Source organism: Bacillus cereus group sp. BceL291, assembly GCF_051776705.1.
In the GTDB taxonomy this organism is placed as follows: Bacteria; Bacillota; Bacilli; order Bacillales; family Bacillaceae_G; genus Bacillus_A; species Bacillus_A cereus.
In genome coordinates, this window is record NZ_JBPWAP010000022.1 from 66731 (window position 1) to 84399 (window position 17669).

The window sequence follows — 17669 nt, forward strand, 5'->3', positions numbered from 1 at the left end:
CCATACGAGAATTCTTTTTTTACTATTAAACCTCTATTATTATAGGAAGAATCATCGGCTTTCGTTTTGTATTTGTATATATATACTTCCCTAACGCTTCTCTTACCTCCCTTTTCAAAATACCCCAGCTATTCACATTCTCTTTCTTTAAATTATTAATTGTAATAACAGCTAATTTATTTAATTCTCTTAAAAATTCTTCTGAATCACGAACATAGACAAATCCACGAGAAATAATATCAGGACCTGAAATTATTTCTCCATCCACTTTATTAAAAGTAATAACTATAACGAGCATTCCATCTTCTGAAAGTTGTTTACGATCACGTAATAATGCATTTCCAACATCTCCAATTCCTAATCCATCTACATATATATTTCCTGCCTGTATTCTTCTAGATTGAATTGCCACTTCATTACTTATATCTACAACATCTCCATTACGTACGATAAAGATATTTTCCTTTTCAATACCAATTGATTCTGCTAACAAACTATGGTGATGTAGCATTCTAAACTCTCCATGAATTGGAATAAAATATTTTGGCTTCATTAATGTAAGCATTAACTTCAACTCTTCTTGATATGCATGACCGGATACATGCACTCCAGTAGAACTACCTGATCCGTAAATCACCTTTGCTCCTAATGCAAATAAATTATCGATAATTCGAGAAACGTTACGTTCATTTCCTGGGATAGGTGTCGCGGCTATAATAACCGTATCTTCTGGTAAAATATCCACTTGTCTATAGTTTCCACTAGCTAAACGCGCTAAAGCTGCCATTGGTTCTCCTTGACTTCCTGTACAAAGTAATACAACCTGCTTTGGATCTAAACGATTTACCTCATTTGCTTCAATTAACATACCTTCTGGAATATGTAAATAACCTTTCTCTAGAGCAACTTCTACTACATTTACCATACTTCTCCCGAGCAAAGCCAATTTTCGATTTGTTTTTATGCAAGCTTCAACTATTTGCTGAACACGATTCACATTAGAAGCAAATGTAGAAATAATTACTTTTCTATTTGCTTTCATAAATATTTCCTCTACCCGTTCTCCTACTGACCTTTCTGATGGAGTAAAACCTGGGCGTTCTGCATTTGTGCTTTCAGATAATAAAGCTAGTACACCTTCACTTCCTATTTTAGCCATTTTATGAATATCAGGATGTTGATTATTTACTGGTGTTAAATCAAATTTAAAATCACCTGTATGTACTACAGTACCTTCTGGTGTATGAAAAACAATACCGAGACAATCCGGAATACTGTGGTTCGTTTTAAAAAAGGTTGCCTTAATAGAACCACAATCAATTTCTGATTCTGAATGAATAACGATTAATTCCGTATCATTTTGAAGATTGTGTTCCTTTAATTTAATTTCAATTAAACCTAACGTTAACTTTGTTGCATAGATTGGTACATTTAGTTGTTTTAAAAAATATGGTATTCCGCCAATATGGTCCTCATGCCCGTGCGTTACTACTAAACCGCGAATTTTTTCTTTATTTTCTTGCAAATATGTGACGTCTGGAATTATTAAATCAATCCCTAATAAACTTTCATCTGGAAATTTAGATCCACAATCAATGACGACAATATCATTTTCATATTGGATAGCATACATATTTTTTCCTATTTCATTTACTCCACCTAAAGCAACAATAGACAAGTTATTTTTTAATGAATTCAAATGATAAAACCTCCTTTTCACATTTATAATTCGTGAAATAGCATTTAGGCTTTATTATTTGTAATGAAAAGGACTTCATACTATTTCATACATATAAAAATTCACACACTATTCTTATATGTATATCTCTAATAACACCGTCTCTCTCTAAAAAAGCTCCCATTTTTTCATTGATTTTTTGCAAAATATATTATATATTAATTACAGGTTCAAATTACAAGTTCAAAAGAACTCGTAATTTGAACCTTTTGTTTAATGGGTTTTACATATTTTCATTAGGCAAATTCCGAGAAATCGTATGATAAAACTAAAAATGATGAGGAGAGGATCAGATGGAATTCGAATTTTTCTTTCAAATTGCACTTATTTTATTAAGTACAAAGCTTGCTGGTGATCTTAGTGTTAGATTAGGTCAACCTTCTGTACTAGGTAAATTAATTGTCGGTATCGTTATCGGTCCAGCTGTATTAGGTTGGATTGAAAATTCAGAGCTTCTAACTCAATTAAGTAATGTCGGGGTTATTCTTCTAATGTTTATGGCTGGACTTGAAACAGACTTAGAAGAATTAAACGCCAATCGTAATTCTTCTTTAGCAGTGGCACTCGGAGGTATTATTCTTCCATTCGTAGGTGGTTACGTTTCCGGCCTTGTTATGGGAATGGAACAAGGAAACGCTGTATTCTTAGGATTACTTCTATGTGCGACAAGTGTTAGTATTTCCGTACAAACACTTCGTGATTTAGGTAAAATGAAAACACGTGAAAGTACGACGATGCTTGGAGCCGCTGTATTTGATGATATTCTTGTTGTTATTTTATTAGCATTCGCAATGAGCTTCTTAGGCACTGATGATGTTAACTTAACAATGGTTATCTTGAAGAAAGTAGTATTCTTCGCTTCTATTATTTTAATTGGATGGAAAGGTGTTCCAGCAATTATGCGTTGGTTGTCACCACTGCGCGTATCTGAGTCTATCGTGAGCGCAGCTCTTATCATCTGTTTCTCATTCGCATATTTCGGCGAACTATTAGGAATTGCTGGTATTATCGGTGCTTTCGCTGCTGGTATTGCAATTTCTCAAACAAACTACAAACATGAAGTAGAAAAGAAAGTAGAACCAATTGCTTACGCTATGTTCGTTCCGGTATTCTTCGTTAGTATCGGTATGAATATTACATTTGACGGTATTGGCAATCAAATTTGGTTCATCTTAGCATTAACAGTAATCGCTGTATTAACGAAACTAATTGGTTGTGGTGTTGGTGCACGCATGACTGGATTTGATGCTAAGTCTTCTGCAATTATCGGTTCTGGTATGGTTTCTCGTGGTGAAGTTGCACTTATCATTGCAGGAACAGGACTTTCTTCAGGTCTATTGGCACAAGATTACTTTACAGCAATCGTTATTGTCGTTATTTTAACTACAATGATTACACCACCAATGTTAAAATACACTTTTGGTGCAAAAGATAAAGCAATGAAAGCAAGTAAATAAGTTTACTATAATAAAAGGAGATTGCTATTTTATAAGATAGCAATCTCCTTTTTGTTTTATCTTTAAACAATCTCGTTCTTTTTTAACCATTTTTCAAAAATAGTTCGTGCTTCTTCATCATTGATATCATTACTAAATGAATACACCTTAATACCATAATCATCTATATATTCACCCAGTTTCATTTCCTCCACTTTCTTATAAAAATCGTCTACCTCATAGTGCGGAAGATAAGCATCCCAAACTGGTTCATTTATTCTTTTGTACGCCGTCACTTCTAAATCATATCCGTCTTCATAATATCCGATGTGATAATGTTTGTTCGGATCATATTTATCCATTAAAAGTCCCCTCTACTAAACAAAAGCGAGCCTTATATTAAAGCTCGCTCCTCTCTCTATTTATTAAATACGTTCCATCGCCGTCTTCAACGTTCCAACAACAAAGGCAATTTCTTCACTTGAAATAATAAGCGGCGGTGCTAATGTTAAGACGTTATTATATCCTGCTGTCGTCATACCGTTTCGTCCTATAATAAGCCCTTTTTCTTTACAAGCATTTACGACACTTGCGATTTTGTCGTTATCAATTGGCTCTTTCGTCTCTTTATCATTTACTAATTCAATTCCAACTAATAGACCTTTTCCTCTAATATCCCCAACAAGCGGATGTTCCCCAATTTCATCTTTTAGTTGCTCTAATAAAAGAGAACCCATTTGCGCAGATCGCTCAATTAAATTTTCATTTTCCATAATCTCTAAGTTTTTAAGGGCTAATGCACAAGCTGCTGGATTTCCACCAAATGTATTAATATGTCGGAAGAATTCATACTCTCCCTTCCCTTTAAATGCTTCATATATTTCTTTTTTCACAGCTGTTGCAGATAATGGTAAATATGCGCTCGTAATCCCTTTTGCCATCGTAATAATATCTGGCTTCACATCATAATTCATAAATCCAAATGCTTTTCCTGTACGTCCGAAACCGCAAATTACTTCATCACTAATAAGCAAGGCACCGTGTTTTTGACACGTTTCATGAACAGCTTTCATATAGTCTTGTGGTGGCATTAATATGCCCCCGCCTGTAATAATTGGTTCCATAATAAAAGCGGCAATTGTTTCACTTAATTCCCACGTCATAACACGATCGACTTCTTTCACACATTCTACATCATAAATATGCTGCCCTTCAATTTCAGGCATACGGTAACAATCCGGTGGTGTTACGTGTAAAAAGCCTGAAGCAAACGGTTCATATTGATATCTACGCTGCGCTTGTCCCGTCGCTGCCATTGTCGCCATTGTATTCCCGTGATACCCACGATAACGTGACATAAATTTATAACGATGTGGTTCACCTTTTTGCGCATAGTATTGTCTTGCTATTTTAAAAGCTGTTTCGTTCGCTTCTGAACCACTATTTGAGAAGAAAATAACATACTCTCCCCCAAGCCACTCATTTAATTTTTCAGCAAGCTTTATAGCTGGTTCATGAGATTGTGACATTGGAAAGTATGATAATGTTTGTAATTGCTTATAAGCCGCTTCTGCGAGCTCCTTTCTTCCATATCCACTATTCACACACCAAAGACCACTCATACCATCTAAATATCTTTTTCCTTGTATATCTTCAACCCAGCACCCTTCAGCTTTTGCCCCTACCATTGTACTATTTGGACTAAAGGGACGCATTCCGTGCCAAACATATTGCTCATCTTTTGCTAATAATTCATCAGTTTGCTTCGTTTTCATCATTACTTCCACCTTCCATAACAACTTATTTTTCACAAAAGCTGCGCTGGTGCCATGATGACTTAAATTTCTCCCTGCTATTTTCATTCCACAAAATTAAGACAAATCCTACTTACAAATCAGTAATATTTACAAGAAAATGACAAAAGAAAAAAGAGCTTTTCTTATCTATCGAAAAGCTCCTCTTTTATTTAATGTGAAGACGCATCACTAATACCGTGACCAGTATTAGATTTCACAAGAATTTCATCAAATTTCGCTGCATCTTCTTTCTTACTAGATAAAACAGTTCCTAAATATGCTGCAAGAAATCCGAGCGGAATTGAAATAATTCCTGGTGTCGTATATGGGAATATCGCTTCCCCAACAAAAATAGCTTTTCCAGCTACAGGGTTCCAAACATTCGGACTCAACGCTACGAGAACAATTGCTGATACGAGCCCTACAATCATACCGGAAATAGCACCCGTTGTATTAAAACGCTTCCAATATATTGTAAATAAAATCACTGGTAGATTTGCACTCGCTGCAACTGCAAATGCTAATGATACTAAAAATGCTACGTTTAATGTTTGGGCAAATAATGCAAGTATGATAGATAATATCGCTACTCCAATAGATGCATACCGAGCCATAGATACTTGCTCTTTTTCCGATGATTTCCCTTTGCGAATAATCTCATTATAAAAATCATGAGCGAATGCTGATGCTGCCGTTAATACGAGACCTGCCACTACAGCCAAAATTGTTGCAAAAGCAATTGCTGATACGAAAGCAAATAAGAAGTCTCCACCTAACGCTTTGGCTAATAAAGGTGCTGCCATATTACCCGCTGGGTTCGCTTTAATAATCGCTTCATTTCCTACAAACGCTGCCGCACCAAATCCTAAGAAAATCGTCATAATATAAAATGCACCAATTAACCATGTCGCATATACGACAGATTGACGTGCAGTTTTTGCATCACGTACTGTAAAAAAGCGGACAAGTATATGTGGTAATCCAGCTGTACCAAGTACTAGTCCTAAATTTAAAGAAAGTGTATCAAGGCCATCCTTATACTTTACACCTGGATTTAAAAATGAATCTTTTAATGGTGTAGCTGTTTTCATTTGGGCAAACATTTCAGTCACGCTGAAGTTGAATTTTGCGAAAACGATAACAGAAATAATAAACGTACCGGCCATAAGTAATACAGCCTTTACAATTTGTACCCAGCTCGTTGCTGTCATACCACCAAAAATAACATACACCGTCATAAGTGTTCCAACGATTAATACAGATGTCGTATATTCAATCCCTAATAATAATTTAATAAGTGCACCCGCGCCAACTAATTGTGCAATCATATAAAAGATAGAAATCGTCATCGTATTAAGAGCTGCAACTCCGCGAACTTTTTTCGCGTCAAAGCGTGCTGCAATCATATCCGCCAAAGTGTACTTTCCTAAATTTCTAAGCGGTTCTGCAACAAGATATAGTACAACTAAATAAGCAACTAAAAAACCGATACTATAAAAGAATCCATCAAACCCAGTTAATGCGATTGCTCCAGCTATACCGAGAAATGAAGCAGCAGACATGTAATCTCCAGCAATGGCCAGACCATTTTGCCAACCAGTTAATCCCCCTCCAGCCGTATAAAATTCACTCGCATTTTTCGTTTTTTTCGATGCAAAATAGGTTATGACGAGCGTACCAAGAACAATAATTAAAAATAGTGCAAATGCAGTAGTATTCAAGTTCAGCCCCTCCCTTTTTGCATATCTTGCAAAATTTTTCGGGAGATTTCATCAAATGATTCTGCTTTTTTGCTATAAATCATACATAGTGCCCATGTCATAATAAATTGGGAAAAAGCAAATACCCACGCCCATGTAACGTCTCCAAATGCAGGTGTATTAAGCACCTTTGAATACGATGTTAGAATAGGTAATGCGATAAAAAAACTAAAAAAGAAAATACTCATTGGAATGATAAACTTCTTTTTCGTATTTAATAACAATTGAAATTCTTCCGACTGAACGACCTCTGTATAATTCACCTCATTTTGCAACTTACGTGCTGACGTATCGTATCGTTTCATTAACCGATCCCCTCTCTTACTTAAAATACACTTCCCCCTTGCATACCTAAAGACTAAATTTTATAAATATTCAGAAACTTATATTCATTTTAGACAATCCATGCATTCATGCAAAGATTTTTTGATAGACATTTTTCGGCAATTCCCCCTAAATTTTTAATATAATTTTTCAAAATAAAGTGACACCTTACTTATTTATCCTCATTAAGACAAAAGCAGTGCTTAACGCACTACTTTTGTCTTTTTTTCCTTTTCTAAATTACGAGCCGTTTCGCTTAACTCAACATCTTTTCCGTCTTTAAGTGTTCCAAATATAAAATCGAATACTGGATTTGAAACACCAAACCAAAACTTTTCGTTTTTATAATGGTGTAATATATGTTGTTTTTTTAGCCATCTTCCAAACTTAGTGACGGGACGAATCGGTCTATGAGCAATATAATGTTTCCATTCGTAAACGAGCAGCATAATAATCATTCCGATTCCAAATGAAAGTGCAATAGTAACACTTTTTGTAATACCATATGCTATAAGTAAATATATAGTAAAACTAGGTATACTAAACCATACAGGTAAAAACAAAAGTTTTAAATCATCTGGATATACGTGGTGATCATAATGCAATCTTCTTAACATTTTTAATAGAAATGTGTTTTTAGGTGGCTTTATATGGAATAAAAAACGATGTGTCATATATTCATTAAGTGTATAGAAAACAATCCCAAACATACATGCTAACATGCCAAACCACGTAAAAAATTGCATTTTTAAAATAATAATGAAAATAAATAGAATGCTATACATAATAACAATATCATGTTGTAAAAAGAACTCTTTCCCCACTTTCTTCATCTTGTTTCCCCCTTTTCCAAAAAAACAGCCGCAACATATCGTTACGACTATTTCTTTTCTATTCTTATTCTATTCACTTTACAAATTTGCCTGTTGTTCTATTGCCGAGAAAAAATTGTTTGATCCAAATATATTTTGCTTCGGAATAATATGTTCCACTGCAAACACTGTTACTTCTCCTCTTTGCACTTCTCCAATAATGAGCCCAAATATTTCATGATTTACTGCAAACGTCGGTTGCTTTGTTTGTAACAATCTTGCAGCATTATGAAATACCGCTTCATATAGTGGATTTCTATCAGTAATTTCTTTTCGGATTTTTGGCGCTAACGTAATTATAATTTCTTTTCCGTCAATAGTGGTTCGATACATAAAAATCTCCCCTTCAATCTTATGTGAACAACTGTAAAGCTTTGTATGCAAAATGTATAGAGTAACCTACTAAAATAATACCTGCTCCGGCTGTTATGTAGCCAAGCGCTTTTGGTTTTAATAAAGTTCTTCCAAAATGTACAGAAAAAGCAATATTTAAATTCCATAAAATAATACCAACAATAATGCAAAGACTGTACAAAAAAGCTTCTTGTTTCGTTACCTTCGTAAGTAATGAGCTAAGTGTACTTCCGTATATACCAAACCAAAAAACAAGATTTAATGGATTGGATATCGCAATTAAAAATCCTGCCATAAACGATTGCTTAAGGCCACCTACCTCTTCTTTTTTATATTCCATATTCGATTCGAAAATTCCTTGTTTTACACTTTGAAATCCTAAATAAAATAACAAGAAAAAACCCGTGCAATACATGAAGGCTTGTACATATGTATACATAAACACAGAAGATAAACCGAAATAAATGAGAAGCATAAATAAAACATCTGCAGTCATTCCACCAATTCCAACAACCCAAGCGTGCCAAAAACCACGTTCAATTCCTCGTTTTAACATTTCAATATTAATCGGCCCTACTGGCGCAGCTAATGATATACCTAATACGATTTGCTGTATAATTGCTCCAATCATCGCTCTATCCTTTCTACTCTCTTTACTACTAGTTAATGATGTAATTTAAAAAAATAGACTAGCTTTCATAATAAAATACCCTTTTTTATCCAAAATATACAAAAGAGCCATCTAGATGATGGCTCTTACTTTTCTATCCTATGAAGAAAAGGACATTTCCCTTTTATTGGCTCTACATCGTCTCCTATGAAATATTGTTTCCATTCACGATGCTCTGGGTCACCATAATGACTAATGTTAGGATGTTTCGGCAATTGATCCCACTTTTCAACTCGCTCACGGACCATTTGTCTTGAATACGCTCCTTTAGGACGATCTCCCTCTAATCCATCAAAAATAGTGCGTGGCTGAAACCCAATAACGAGAGAATTCCCTAAATGTCTAGTTTTTCGTTGTTTATAAGCTGGCGCATTTCCAAATGCGAATATTGGCTCACCACCAAATGAAAATTCCCATAAATAATGGTCTGGGTCTTCAGGAATTTGCTTTGGCCATGCTTGATTATCGTTTTCATGTAAATACTGTAACACTTTCCAAAAAGAATCACGGTAATATTCGAGTGATTGTTCTTCACATTCCGGTTCTACAAAAAGGAAAAAGCCCCTTCTTACAATCGGTCTCTCTTCCATTAACTCTAAAAAAGATAACATTGTATGCGGCAAATGACTCCAATCATTATGAGAAAGAAATGAATAACGAAGTTCATTCTTTTTCAAAGCTGTTAAACCGAAATAACATGGAAAAGTTGGTTCTAACACAACATTTGAAAAAATCTCAAATTCTTTTGCAACCCAATCCGGTATGTCGGTTCTCGTTCTCATTCCTTCATTATCTAATAAGTAAGACTTATTCATTCTTTCACCTCATTATGTATAGCATTCAATTAAGAATATTACGTACAAGGCCTGTCCTATACCTATTTAAAAATTTGACTGGAAAATTATTTAAAAATACAAAAAAATAAAATCGCTTACTTGACTAATTTCTCCCAATTCGTGTATATTTAAATTAATCATTTAGCAGAATATTCAAGAATATAGCATTTTTAGTTTATATTATTTTTTAAAATGAATTTCACTAAATGAAAATAGTAAACGCTTTTAGGAGGAATTGTAACATGCAAGGAAAAGTAAAATGGTTTAACAACGAAAAAGGTTTTGGATTTATCGAAATGGAAGGCGCTGACGATGTATTCGTACATTTCTCTGCTATTCAAGGAGACGGCTACAAAGCTTTAGAAGAAGGTCAAGAAGTATCTTTCGACATTACTGAAGGTAACCGCGGACCTCAAGCTGCTAACGTAGTAAAACTTTAATCCAACATATAACAGGAGGTTGCCTTACTTGGTAACCTCCTTTGTTATTCCTTTGTATATTTCCGTTTTACAGAGCAAAAACTATGTGAAATGCGCACTATACAAAGGAGGAATTATTAATGGGATCAGAAGTAAATGATTTTGAAGAAGTGAAATTCCGTGTAGAAACAGCACAAAAAATGGTAGGATCAGCAACAATTTCAATGGATCCAGATACATTAGAGCATGCTACTACTGCTGTAGAAGCAGCTCGCTCTCAGCTTGAAATTATGAAATCTGTTGCAACTGATTTAGATGAGCCATTTTTAATGAATGAGGAAAAGAAATTAAATAAATGTGAGCATCAACTAAACGAAGCAAGACACTAAAAAACATCCAGAGAATTTTCTCTGGATGTTTTTTCATGACAACTGTTCTCCATACTTTTTCAATGTTTCTCCAACTGTACATTGCCGTATACAAAATGAATGGGCATAATATTTACTATTTGTCTTTCGATTATGTTCTCGCAAGAAACATCCTTCACAATACGTTTCTAATAAGTCATTTACCTCTGTAATGAGTTGCTTTTTATCCACCTTTGCACCTCTCTATTCAGTTATTTCTTTATGACTATCAATAACTGTTCCTTCCAATGCTTGCGTAGCTAATTGATGTGCTTCTTTATTTTGTTTTCTAGATATTGGTTCACATATAAGTTTTAATTTCATTTGCTTCGCCTTTTGTTCAATTTGATCTAAATAATGGTTTAAATGCTCATCATAACAAGGCCATTCTCCGGCTAATTGCTGCAGTACAACTTGAGAATCACCGCGAAGTGTGACTGCTTCATACTTAATCCCTAATTCCTCGAGTATATTCATACCGTATAGTAACGATGCATATTCCGCTTCATTATTATCATATATACCTTCTATATATGCATTGCGGCGAATCCGGTAGTTTGTATTTCCTTTTTTATAATACACACATATACCAACGCCAGCTTCTTTCGTTTGCACATCATACCCCCCATCAAAATAAACGAGTATTTCTTGGGGCTCTTCCTCTACTTGCTTACTTAACTTTTTCATCTCTTTTAATGACCATTCTGCGTCCATTTCATCATAAAATGAAATTTCTTTTACTCTTCCTGTTTTCTCAAAATCCTCTGCAAATTGAAGTACTTCTTCTATGTTCATATACTCTGTTGTTAATTCCGTCTGCAATCCGCGCTTCGTTTTATACAACCAATGAATTTTATATTTCATACTACATTCCCCTTATGTAAGACTTCTTATTTATCCGGCTAATTGAAGCCTCACTTTATTTTATTATATTTTATCAAGAGTCACAGTATTATATTCAATATAATCACATACAAAAAGAGCCATCCTATATAAGGAATAGCTCTTTCATCTATTACATAAATCTTTCAAATTGTACTCGCTTATTAATCCAGTACATTACAGGCATACCGATCGCCATTACTACGAATTCACCTGCTGCACATGTTAACCAAGTCCACATAAATGGTAGGTCAAATGCAAGATGAAGTTCAATTGCAATCATAAACATTGTAACCGTAAAGATAACTGTATTAAAAATCATACGAGCCCAAACACCTTTAATAAACCGCATAGAAATAATCGTTGCAACTAATGCAAGAATAGATTGGCCTACTCCAAATACTAAATCATAAGCGATCATAGGTGAGAAAAAGAGATTCGTTAAAAATACACCTAATACAATTCCGTAAATTGCTTTCTTGTTAAATACAACGAGATGATTAAACATCTCTGAAATACGAAACTGTACATTCGTAAAGCCAAATGGCTGAATAAGCATAGAAACAGCAATATATAATGCCGCTAAAATACCATTACCGACTAATGTTCTAATATTCATGACAAAATCTCCTTAGTTTTTTTACGTGGGATGGTTTCGAACCACGTTATTCTTTTTTTAGCAACAAGATTATATTTTACGTGGTAGCCCCTCTTTCGTCAATAGATTTCCTATCATAAACTACCTTTTTCCTTTTAGACAACGTATAATGAAACATATGAAAGATTTAGGAGGTTTCACTTCATGACAGCAACAATTCAAAATGAAAAAGTGATCGTTTCCATTTCTGACAAAGGTGCAGAATTACAGAGCGTTCGCTTAAAAGAAGACAACATAGAATATTTATGGCAAGGTGATTCTACTTATTGGGGACGCCGTGCACCAATTTTGTTCCCAATTGTCGGTCGATTAGTAGATAATACATACTACGTAGACGGTAAACCATATTCATTAACACAACACGGTTTCGCTCGTGATCTTACTTTCTCTGTGAAAGAACAAAGCGAAACAAAGATCACTTATATCGTTACTAGTAATGAAGAAACATTAAAAAAATACCCATACGAATTCGAATTACTCGTTTCTTATGAGCTAGATGGACAAAGTGTTCATGTAACATATGAAGTAAACAATCCTACTTCTAAAGAAATGTTCTTCTCAATCGGCGCACATCCTGGATTCAACTTCCCTTTATTGGACGGTGAATCATTTACAGATTATCACTTATCGTTTAATGGTTCGGAACGCTTAGAAACAAGCGTATTAGAAGGACCTTATCTTTCAAACAAAAAGCAATTAATCGCTGAAAATACGACTGAATTGCCACTTACATACGATTTATTCAAAAATGATGCACTTATTTTTGAACATATGAATACGAATGAAATTTCAATTCGTTCTCATAAACATAATAAATTTGTAAAAGTAGAATTTGATGGATTTCCATTTGTCGGCATATGGACACCAGGGGATAACGCACCTTTCTTATGTATTGAACCTTGGTATGGAATCGCTGATGAAGTAAATCCAGCAAAAGGTTTCAAGGACAAAAAGGGAATTCAATCTTTACAAGCGAATGAAACATTTACATGTCGTTACAGCATCACGATCGGATAACTACTCTATCCCCTACTTCAAAAAATATTTAAGTAGGGGATAATCTTATAATTTGGAGGTTTCTCATTTTGATTGAAGTATATATTGATGGTGCATCAAAAGGAAATCCTGGTCCTTCTGGTGCAGGAGTGTTTATTAAAGGCGTTCAGCCGCCTGTACAATTATCAGTACCACTTGGAACAATGTCCAATCATGAAGCAGAATACCGCGCTTTACTTCTAGCATTAAAATATTGCATTGAGCATAATTATAGCACTGTCTCTTTTCGTACAGATTCGCAGCTTGTTGAGCGGGCTGTTGAAAAGGAATACGCAAAAAATAAAATATTTGCACCTCTTTTAGATGAAGCACTACAGTACATAAAAAACTTCAATCTCTTTTTTATTAAGTGGATTCCAAGTAGTCAAAATAAAGTAGCTGATGAATTAGCTAGAAAAGCTATCTTACAAAATTAACGGGGGTATGAGTGTGAAAAAAGAGTGGATTGCTCCTCTTGCTTTATTATTTGTCTCTTTTATTTGGGGAGCTACGTTTGTTGTCGTTCAAAACGCTATGTCTTTCGTTGGTCCATTTACGTTTAATGGTATTCGTTTTTTATTCGCTGGAATTATTTTATTATTCGTTCAAATTATTTTCTCACAGAAAACTTCAAAACAAGAATTAAAACATAGTAGTTTAGCTGGATTAATAGTTGGGTTCTTCTTATTTGTCGGCTATTTATTACAAACATTTGGCTTACTTTATACAACTTCTTCAAAAGCAGGTTTCTTAACTGGGCTAAGCATTGTTATGGTCCCAATCTTATCCTTTATCTTTTTAAAACAAAAAGCCACCATTTTCATCGTACTTGGTATTGCTGTAGCTACAACAGGTTTGTACTTATTAACAGCTGCTGATTCTTTCCAATTAAATATAGGAGATATACTTGTTCTTGGTTGTGCAGTCGCTTTCGCTGCCCATATTCTTATTAACGGCTTCTTTTCTAAAAAAATATCACCTTTATTATTAAGCACATCTCAAGTATTAGCTGTTGGTATATTTTCTTCTATTTGCGCTTTCTTGTTTGAAGATTGGGAAAAGTTATTTTCAGTATCACTATGGACGAATCAATCCTTTTTATTCGCACTCTTTCTAACTGCCCTGTTTGCAACATCTATTGCTTTTTTCATTCAAACATCGGCACAAAAACACACTTCTCCAACGAGAGTAGCAATTATTTTCGCAATGGAGCCCGTTTTTGCTGCATTAACAGGCGTTCTCGTTGCAAATGAACAACTTTCTATTTCTGCTATTATCGGATGTCTATGTATTTTTCTAGGCATGATTTTTGTTGAATTACCTTCCAAAACAAAAAAAGAAGCGCAGGCTGCGTGAAGTTACGCTTGTAACTTCCGCATAAAAGCCTTAGCGCTTTTTTTATCTGTAATTTCTTCCTCTTTCAATCGTTCTAATAACGCAACGAAATAACTACCATCAAACTGCAATTGATGTTTAATTGTCGCTTCTATTGCTGCGTTCACAATCCCATCAGACGCACCAGTATATCCTTGTCCAAACATAATAAACCCTTGTGCTTCCTCTGATAATTTAAATCCTTTCGTATGTAAGAATGAAAGATAATCTTCTACTGTTTGCATGTTATTCCCACCTACTCAAAAATTCTCCATCTCCTATCATACATGTTTTTACACGCTATGAGAATGAAATTTCTTTGACAACTTTGTAAATCAATCTTCTACTTCTCTTACAATGGAGGATTTTCTAACAATCTGAAGGAATATGTACAGTGGAACTTATTTCATATTAAAGGGGAGACATGATGAAACAAGCACTATTAATTATCGACGCTCAGCAAGAATTAATTGATGGAAATGAGCAAGAAAATGAAGTTTTTCGTAAAACAGAGCTATTATCTACACTAAATATAGCCCTCCAGAAAGCAATAGATTCAAATGCTCTTATTGTTTTCGTAAGAGATATCGATGTTGCTTCTGGTAGTGGCGAAGGATTTGAAGTACATAATCAAATTCAAGTACCCCAGTCTGCAATCTTTATTAATAAAGCAGCAACCAATTCATTCTACGGTACTTCTTTACTTGAACTTTTAAAAGAAGAAAACATTAATCATATTGTTATAGGCGGATGTAAAACAGAACATTGCATTGACACTGCCGTTAGGACAGCAACTGTACAAGGATTTGACGTTACATTAATTAAAAACGGTCATTCAACAACTGATTCTAACGTATTGTCTGCAGAACAAATTATTGGTCATCACAATAAAACTTTACACGGTCATTATAACGTTGATCATTTTTCTATGGTGCGAGATATCGAGGAAGACCTCTTTCAGCCGACTCATGACCAATATCGTGATTAAATTGGCTCAAAAAAGAATCCTTCATTTAAAAGGGTTCTTTTTCATCCAAAAATTTGCGCTGCAATACTATATAGTTCACTATTTCTTTTTAATAACCGATTACTATTTTTCATCATAATTGGTGGTGTATTCACCTTTTTAAAACCAGCAATCTCTAATTCTTTCATGAAATCGTTCTTTCCTTCTGGTACATCCATTCTTAATTTTCCATTATGCCCTCTTGCTAAATCATGTACTATTCTCATTGCCATCTCATTATTTTTAGCAACGACTGGTCCTATTATTTTATTTTCTGGCGTTTGTATACTTATACCGTATCCTACTACATTTTCTTTCGTATCCTTTACAACGACACACTGCTCACTTTGCACAATTCTTTTCTTTAAAAACTCTTTTCTATTTGTTCCAAACGCATATTCATCTATTTTTATTATTTTTTCTAAATCACCCTCTTCATAATTCATCACATAATCTTCATTTCTTACACAATAATCTTTCGCATTGTATGAGTTACATATGTATTTAGAAACATAACTTACTGCCCTAAATCCTAACTTTTCATATAAAGGTTTCCCTTCATCCGTAGCAATCAGCATAATTGGAGTATGAGCTGATACGCTTTTAACGCACGCTTCCGTTATTATCTTTCCAATCCCTCTCCCCTTATAATCTGGATGTACAATCACCATTCCGATAGACGCTAATTTCTCCCCATATAATATTATTGCCGCGCTAGCAATAAGTTCCTTTCTCTCATTCCATACGCCGTATACAATACCTGAGTTAAAAATTGTTTCAACTTCTTCTCTGTTATAATCCCAACCAATATAAGAAGATAATGCTGCAATGTCGCTTATTTGCTCTTTCCGAAGACGCTCCACTCTAATTTCCAATTCAATCATTCTCCCTCTCTTTATCTAGACTCTTAGATTGTTCTTTCTAAATCAGCTTATATACTTTTCCCTTTAACTACCGCATACATATCCTATTTTGACCAGAACTATATGTATGTGATATGACACCATTCACTTAAAAATCAAGTAAAATTAGTAATTAAAACCATGCTGGTGCAACATTATCTATATACAAAATAGTTCTATCGTTATTTTAAATATCCCTGCTAGTAGTGATGTTCTTTACGTAGAAGCTATTTTAGGGTAGAAAGTATTTATCTTACGATTAAAACATTACAACTTCAAATCCGCTACCGACCCACCAATTACAGTAACCGTTACAAGTAACGAAAACATCGTCACCTTTGTTCTAGAAAATCCAGATGAAACACTTCCAAATTTAAATTGCTTCTTTGACGGTGAACGCTTCATTCGCATTACTCCTCGAAATGTACGAAATTACCTTTGGACTTGGATTTGGTGGAAGTAATTGAAACAAAAAAGAGATTGTAGTTTGGTTGAAACCAAATTACAATCTCTTTTTCATTACCTATATCCCACTACGTTGTAACTCGTCCAAGGATATACGATTAAACACCATCTCAAGTTATTTTAGTCGTAATAAGTTGGCCAGCTTCATTAATAGTAACTTTCCATTTCACTCCACTAGCAGTCTTCATGATTATACCTTTACTTGCCTCTATTTCAATATCTCCAAACATTCTTCCGCCAGTCGTCGCTAACCAAGCACTCCCATTTTCCATAGAAGATCTTGCAAAGATACGATTAATTCGAAAACGTTTATGATCTTGAGAATAACCACTTAATGTAATTCTAACTTTATATAACTGACTGGCCTTCATATTCGATATAATTGTATCGCCAACATTTAATGGAACATCCAACGCGATAACCCAACTTCCAGTTGCACTTAATGCATATTCAATTTTAATTTTCTTTGGGCTCTCTCCCCATCCAAAATACATTCCAAAACAATTTAACATTTGTATTGGTTTTTTCGTAAAATCAAGTTCAATGACAACTGGGTTACTATCTGGAACGTCAATATAGTTTACACTTTGTTCATCTATTAAATTAAAGCAATTTGTGAGATTTCCCCATGCCTATCCACTTAAGAATGGAAACACAATGAACTTTCGTTCATATAACCAAAAAACTCTCGAAATATTTGGTATCTTTAAAAATGGGCATACCAAATAAACCTAG

At 34.4% G+C, this 17669-nt stretch carries 21 protein-coding genes, 2 pseudogenes and 1 riboswitch; of the genes and pseudogenes, 8 read left to right on the plus strand and 15 right to left on the minus strand.

Annotation, left to right across the window (positions count from 1 at the left end; all coding sequences use genetic code 11):
- Positions 1 to 25: 25 nt before the first annotated feature.
- A complete protein-coding gene (locus tag ACS2CR_RS15910; RefSeq protein ID WP_053514220.1) occupies positions 26 to 1699 on the minus strand; it encodes a ribonuclease J in 1674 nt (557 codons plus the stop codon).
- A 332-nt stretch (positions 1700 to 2031) separates the two neighbouring features.
- Here ACS2CR_RS15910 and ACS2CR_RS15915 point away from each other — a divergent pair, with 332 nt between their 5' ends.
- Complete coding sequence (locus ACS2CR_RS15915; protein ID WP_000393905.1) at positions 2032 to 3195, plus strand: cation:proton antiporter; 1164 nt, start codon at positions 2032 to 2034, stop codon at positions 3193 to 3195.
- A 62-nt stretch (positions 3196 to 3257) separates the two neighbouring features.
- Here the strand turns inward: ACS2CR_RS15915 and ACS2CR_RS15920 are convergent, their stop codons facing one another.
- The 8 genes from ACS2CR_RS15920 to ACS2CR_RS15955 all read right to left on the minus strand — a co-directional run bounded on the left by ACS2CR_RS15920 (position 3258) and on the right by ACS2CR_RS15955 (position 9765).
- Complete coding sequence (locus tag ACS2CR_RS15920) at positions 3258 to 3536, minus strand: DUF3986 family protein (protein WP_021728660.1); 279 nt, start codon at positions 3534 to 3536, stop codon at positions 3258 to 3260.
- A gap of 63 nt (positions 3537 to 3599) precedes the next feature.
- A complete protein-coding gene (locus tag ACS2CR_RS15925) occupies positions 3600 to 4949 on the minus strand; it encodes an aspartate aminotransferase family protein (RefSeq protein WP_000850959.1) in 1350 nt (449 codons plus the stop codon).
- A 191-nt stretch (positions 4950 to 5140) separates the two neighbouring features.
- Positions 5141 to 6691, minus strand: a complete 1551-nt coding sequence (locus ACS2CR_RS15930) for a solute symporter family protein (protein WP_001098233.1) — start codon at positions 6689 to 6691, stop codon at positions 5141 to 5143.
- 2 nt (positions 6692 to 6693) lie between these two features.
- Entirely contained in the window at positions 6694 to 7035 is a 342-nt protein-coding gene (locus ACS2CR_RS15935; RefSeq protein ID WP_053514221.1) for a DUF485 domain-containing protein, read from the minus strand.
- A 222-nt stretch (positions 7036 to 7257) separates the two neighbouring features.
- Positions 7258 to 7887 carry a sterol desaturase family protein gene (locus ACS2CR_RS15940; protein ID WP_000755396.1) on the minus strand — a complete coding sequence of 210 codons (630 nt, stop codon included), beginning with the start codon at positions 7885 to 7887 and terminating at the stop codon, positions 7258 to 7260.
- A gap of 78 nt (positions 7888 to 7965) precedes the next feature.
- On the minus strand, positions 7966 to 8259 hold the full coding sequence (locus ACS2CR_RS15945) for a hypothetical protein (protein WP_000286362.1): 294 nt from the start codon (positions 8257 to 8259) through the stop codon (positions 7966 to 7968).
- Between the two features lie 19 nt (positions 8260 to 8278).
- Entirely contained in the window at positions 8279 to 8911 is a 633-nt protein-coding gene (locus ACS2CR_RS15950) for a LysE family transporter (RefSeq protein ID WP_000578569.1), read from the minus strand.
- Between the two features lie 125 nt (positions 8912 to 9036).
- Entirely contained in the window at positions 9037 to 9765 is a 729-nt protein-coding gene (locus ACS2CR_RS15955) for a YqcI/YcgG family protein (protein WP_153602570.1), read from the minus strand.
- A gap of 263 nt (positions 9766 to 10028) precedes the next feature.
- Between ACS2CR_RS15955 and cspB the strand changes: the two genes are divergently transcribed.
- Both cspB and ACS2CR_RS15965 read left to right on the plus strand, forming a co-directional pair.
- Entirely contained in the window at positions 10029 to 10226 is a 198-nt protein-coding gene (cspB, locus tag ACS2CR_RS15960) for a cold shock-like protein CspB (protein ID WP_001161731.1), read from the plus strand.
- 119 nt (positions 10227 to 10345) lie between these two features.
- Positions 10346 to 10594 (plus strand): DUF2564 family protein, encoded by a 249-nt coding sequence (locus ACS2CR_RS15965; RefSeq protein ID WP_000534392.1) that lies wholly within the window; start codon positions 10346 to 10348, stop codon positions 10592 to 10594.
- A 33-nt stretch (positions 10595 to 10627) separates the two neighbouring features.
- On the opposite strand, the gene ACS2CR_RS15970 is transcribed toward ACS2CR_RS15965, so the two are convergent.
- From ACS2CR_RS15970 to ACS2CR_RS15980, 3 genes are all read right to left on the minus strand, one after another.
- Positions 10628 to 10804, minus strand: coding sequence for a zinc-finger domain-containing protein (locus ACS2CR_RS15970; RefSeq protein ID WP_000358801.1), 177 nt, complete (start codon positions 10802 to 10804; stop codon positions 10628 to 10630).
- Between the two features lie 12 nt (positions 10805 to 10816).
- A complete protein-coding gene (locus tag ACS2CR_RS15975; RefSeq protein WP_000875556.1) occupies positions 10817 to 11476 on the minus strand; it encodes a ribonuclease H family protein in 660 nt (219 codons plus the stop codon).
- 151 nt (positions 11477 to 11627) lie between these two features.
- Positions 11628 to 12113 (minus strand): QueT transporter family protein, encoded by a 486-nt coding sequence (locus tag ACS2CR_RS15980; RefSeq protein ID WP_001026477.1) that lies wholly within the window; start codon positions 12111 to 12113, stop codon positions 11628 to 11630.
- Positions 12114 to 12119: 6 nt separating this feature from the next.
- Positions 12120 to 12164: riboswitch (PreQ1 riboswitch) on the minus strand.
- 132 nt (positions 12165 to 12296) lie between these two features.
- Here ACS2CR_RS15980 and ACS2CR_RS15985 point away from each other — a divergent pair.
- The 3 genes from ACS2CR_RS15985 to ACS2CR_RS15995 all read left to right on the plus strand — a co-directional run bounded on the left by ACS2CR_RS15985 (position 12297) and on the right by ACS2CR_RS15995 (position 14543).
- Positions 12297 to 13169: an aldose 1-epimerase family protein gene (locus ACS2CR_RS15985; RefSeq protein ID WP_021728656.1), complete on the plus strand. Its 873-nt coding sequence runs from the start codon at positions 12297 to 12299 to the stop codon at positions 13167 to 13169.
- A 68-nt stretch (positions 13170 to 13237) separates the two neighbouring features.
- Complete coding sequence (locus ACS2CR_RS15990) at positions 13238 to 13624, plus strand: reverse transcriptase-like protein (RefSeq protein ID WP_000573881.1); 387 nt, start codon at positions 13238 to 13240, stop codon at positions 13622 to 13624.
- Positions 13625 to 13637: 13 nt separating this feature from the next.
- On the plus strand, positions 13638 to 14543 hold the full coding sequence (locus ACS2CR_RS15995; RefSeq protein WP_000712602.1) for a DMT family transporter: 906 nt from the start codon (positions 13638 to 13640) through the stop codon (positions 14541 to 14543).
- A gap of 2 nt (positions 14544 to 14545) precedes the next feature.
- Here the strand turns inward: ACS2CR_RS15995 and ACS2CR_RS16000 are convergent, their stop codons facing one another.
- A complete protein-coding gene (locus ACS2CR_RS16000) occupies positions 14546 to 14806 on the minus strand; it encodes a DUF6123 family protein (RefSeq protein ID WP_001195212.1) in 261 nt (86 codons plus the stop codon).
- A gap of 182 nt (positions 14807 to 14988) precedes the next feature.
- On the opposite strand from ACS2CR_RS16000, the gene ACS2CR_RS16005 reads away from it, so the two are divergent.
- Positions 14989 to 15549: a cysteine hydrolase family protein gene (locus ACS2CR_RS16005; protein ID WP_000806320.1), complete on the plus strand. Its 561-nt coding sequence runs from the start codon at positions 14989 to 14991 to the stop codon at positions 15547 to 15549.
- A gap of 41 nt (positions 15550 to 15590) precedes the next feature.
- On the opposite strand, the gene ACS2CR_RS16010 is transcribed toward ACS2CR_RS16005, so the two are convergent.
- On the minus strand, positions 15591 to 16451 hold the full coding sequence (locus tag ACS2CR_RS16010; RefSeq protein ID WP_053514222.1) for a GNAT family N-acetyltransferase: 861 nt from the start codon (positions 16449 to 16451) through the stop codon (positions 15591 to 15593).
- Positions 16452 to 16749: 298 nt separating this feature from the next.
- Here ACS2CR_RS16010 and ACS2CR_RS16015 point away from each other — a divergent pair.
- Positions 16750 to 16932, plus strand: a pseudogene (locus ACS2CR_RS16015) (hypothetical protein); the annotation flags it as partial.
- A gap of 112 nt (positions 16933 to 17044) precedes the next feature.
- On the opposite strand, the pseudogene ACS2CR_RS16020 reads toward ACS2CR_RS16015, so the two are convergent.
- A pseudogene (locus ACS2CR_RS16020) lies at positions 17045 to 17560 on the minus strand (hypothetical protein); the annotation flags it as partial.
- Between the last annotated feature and the right edge of the window lie 109 nt (positions 17561 to 17669).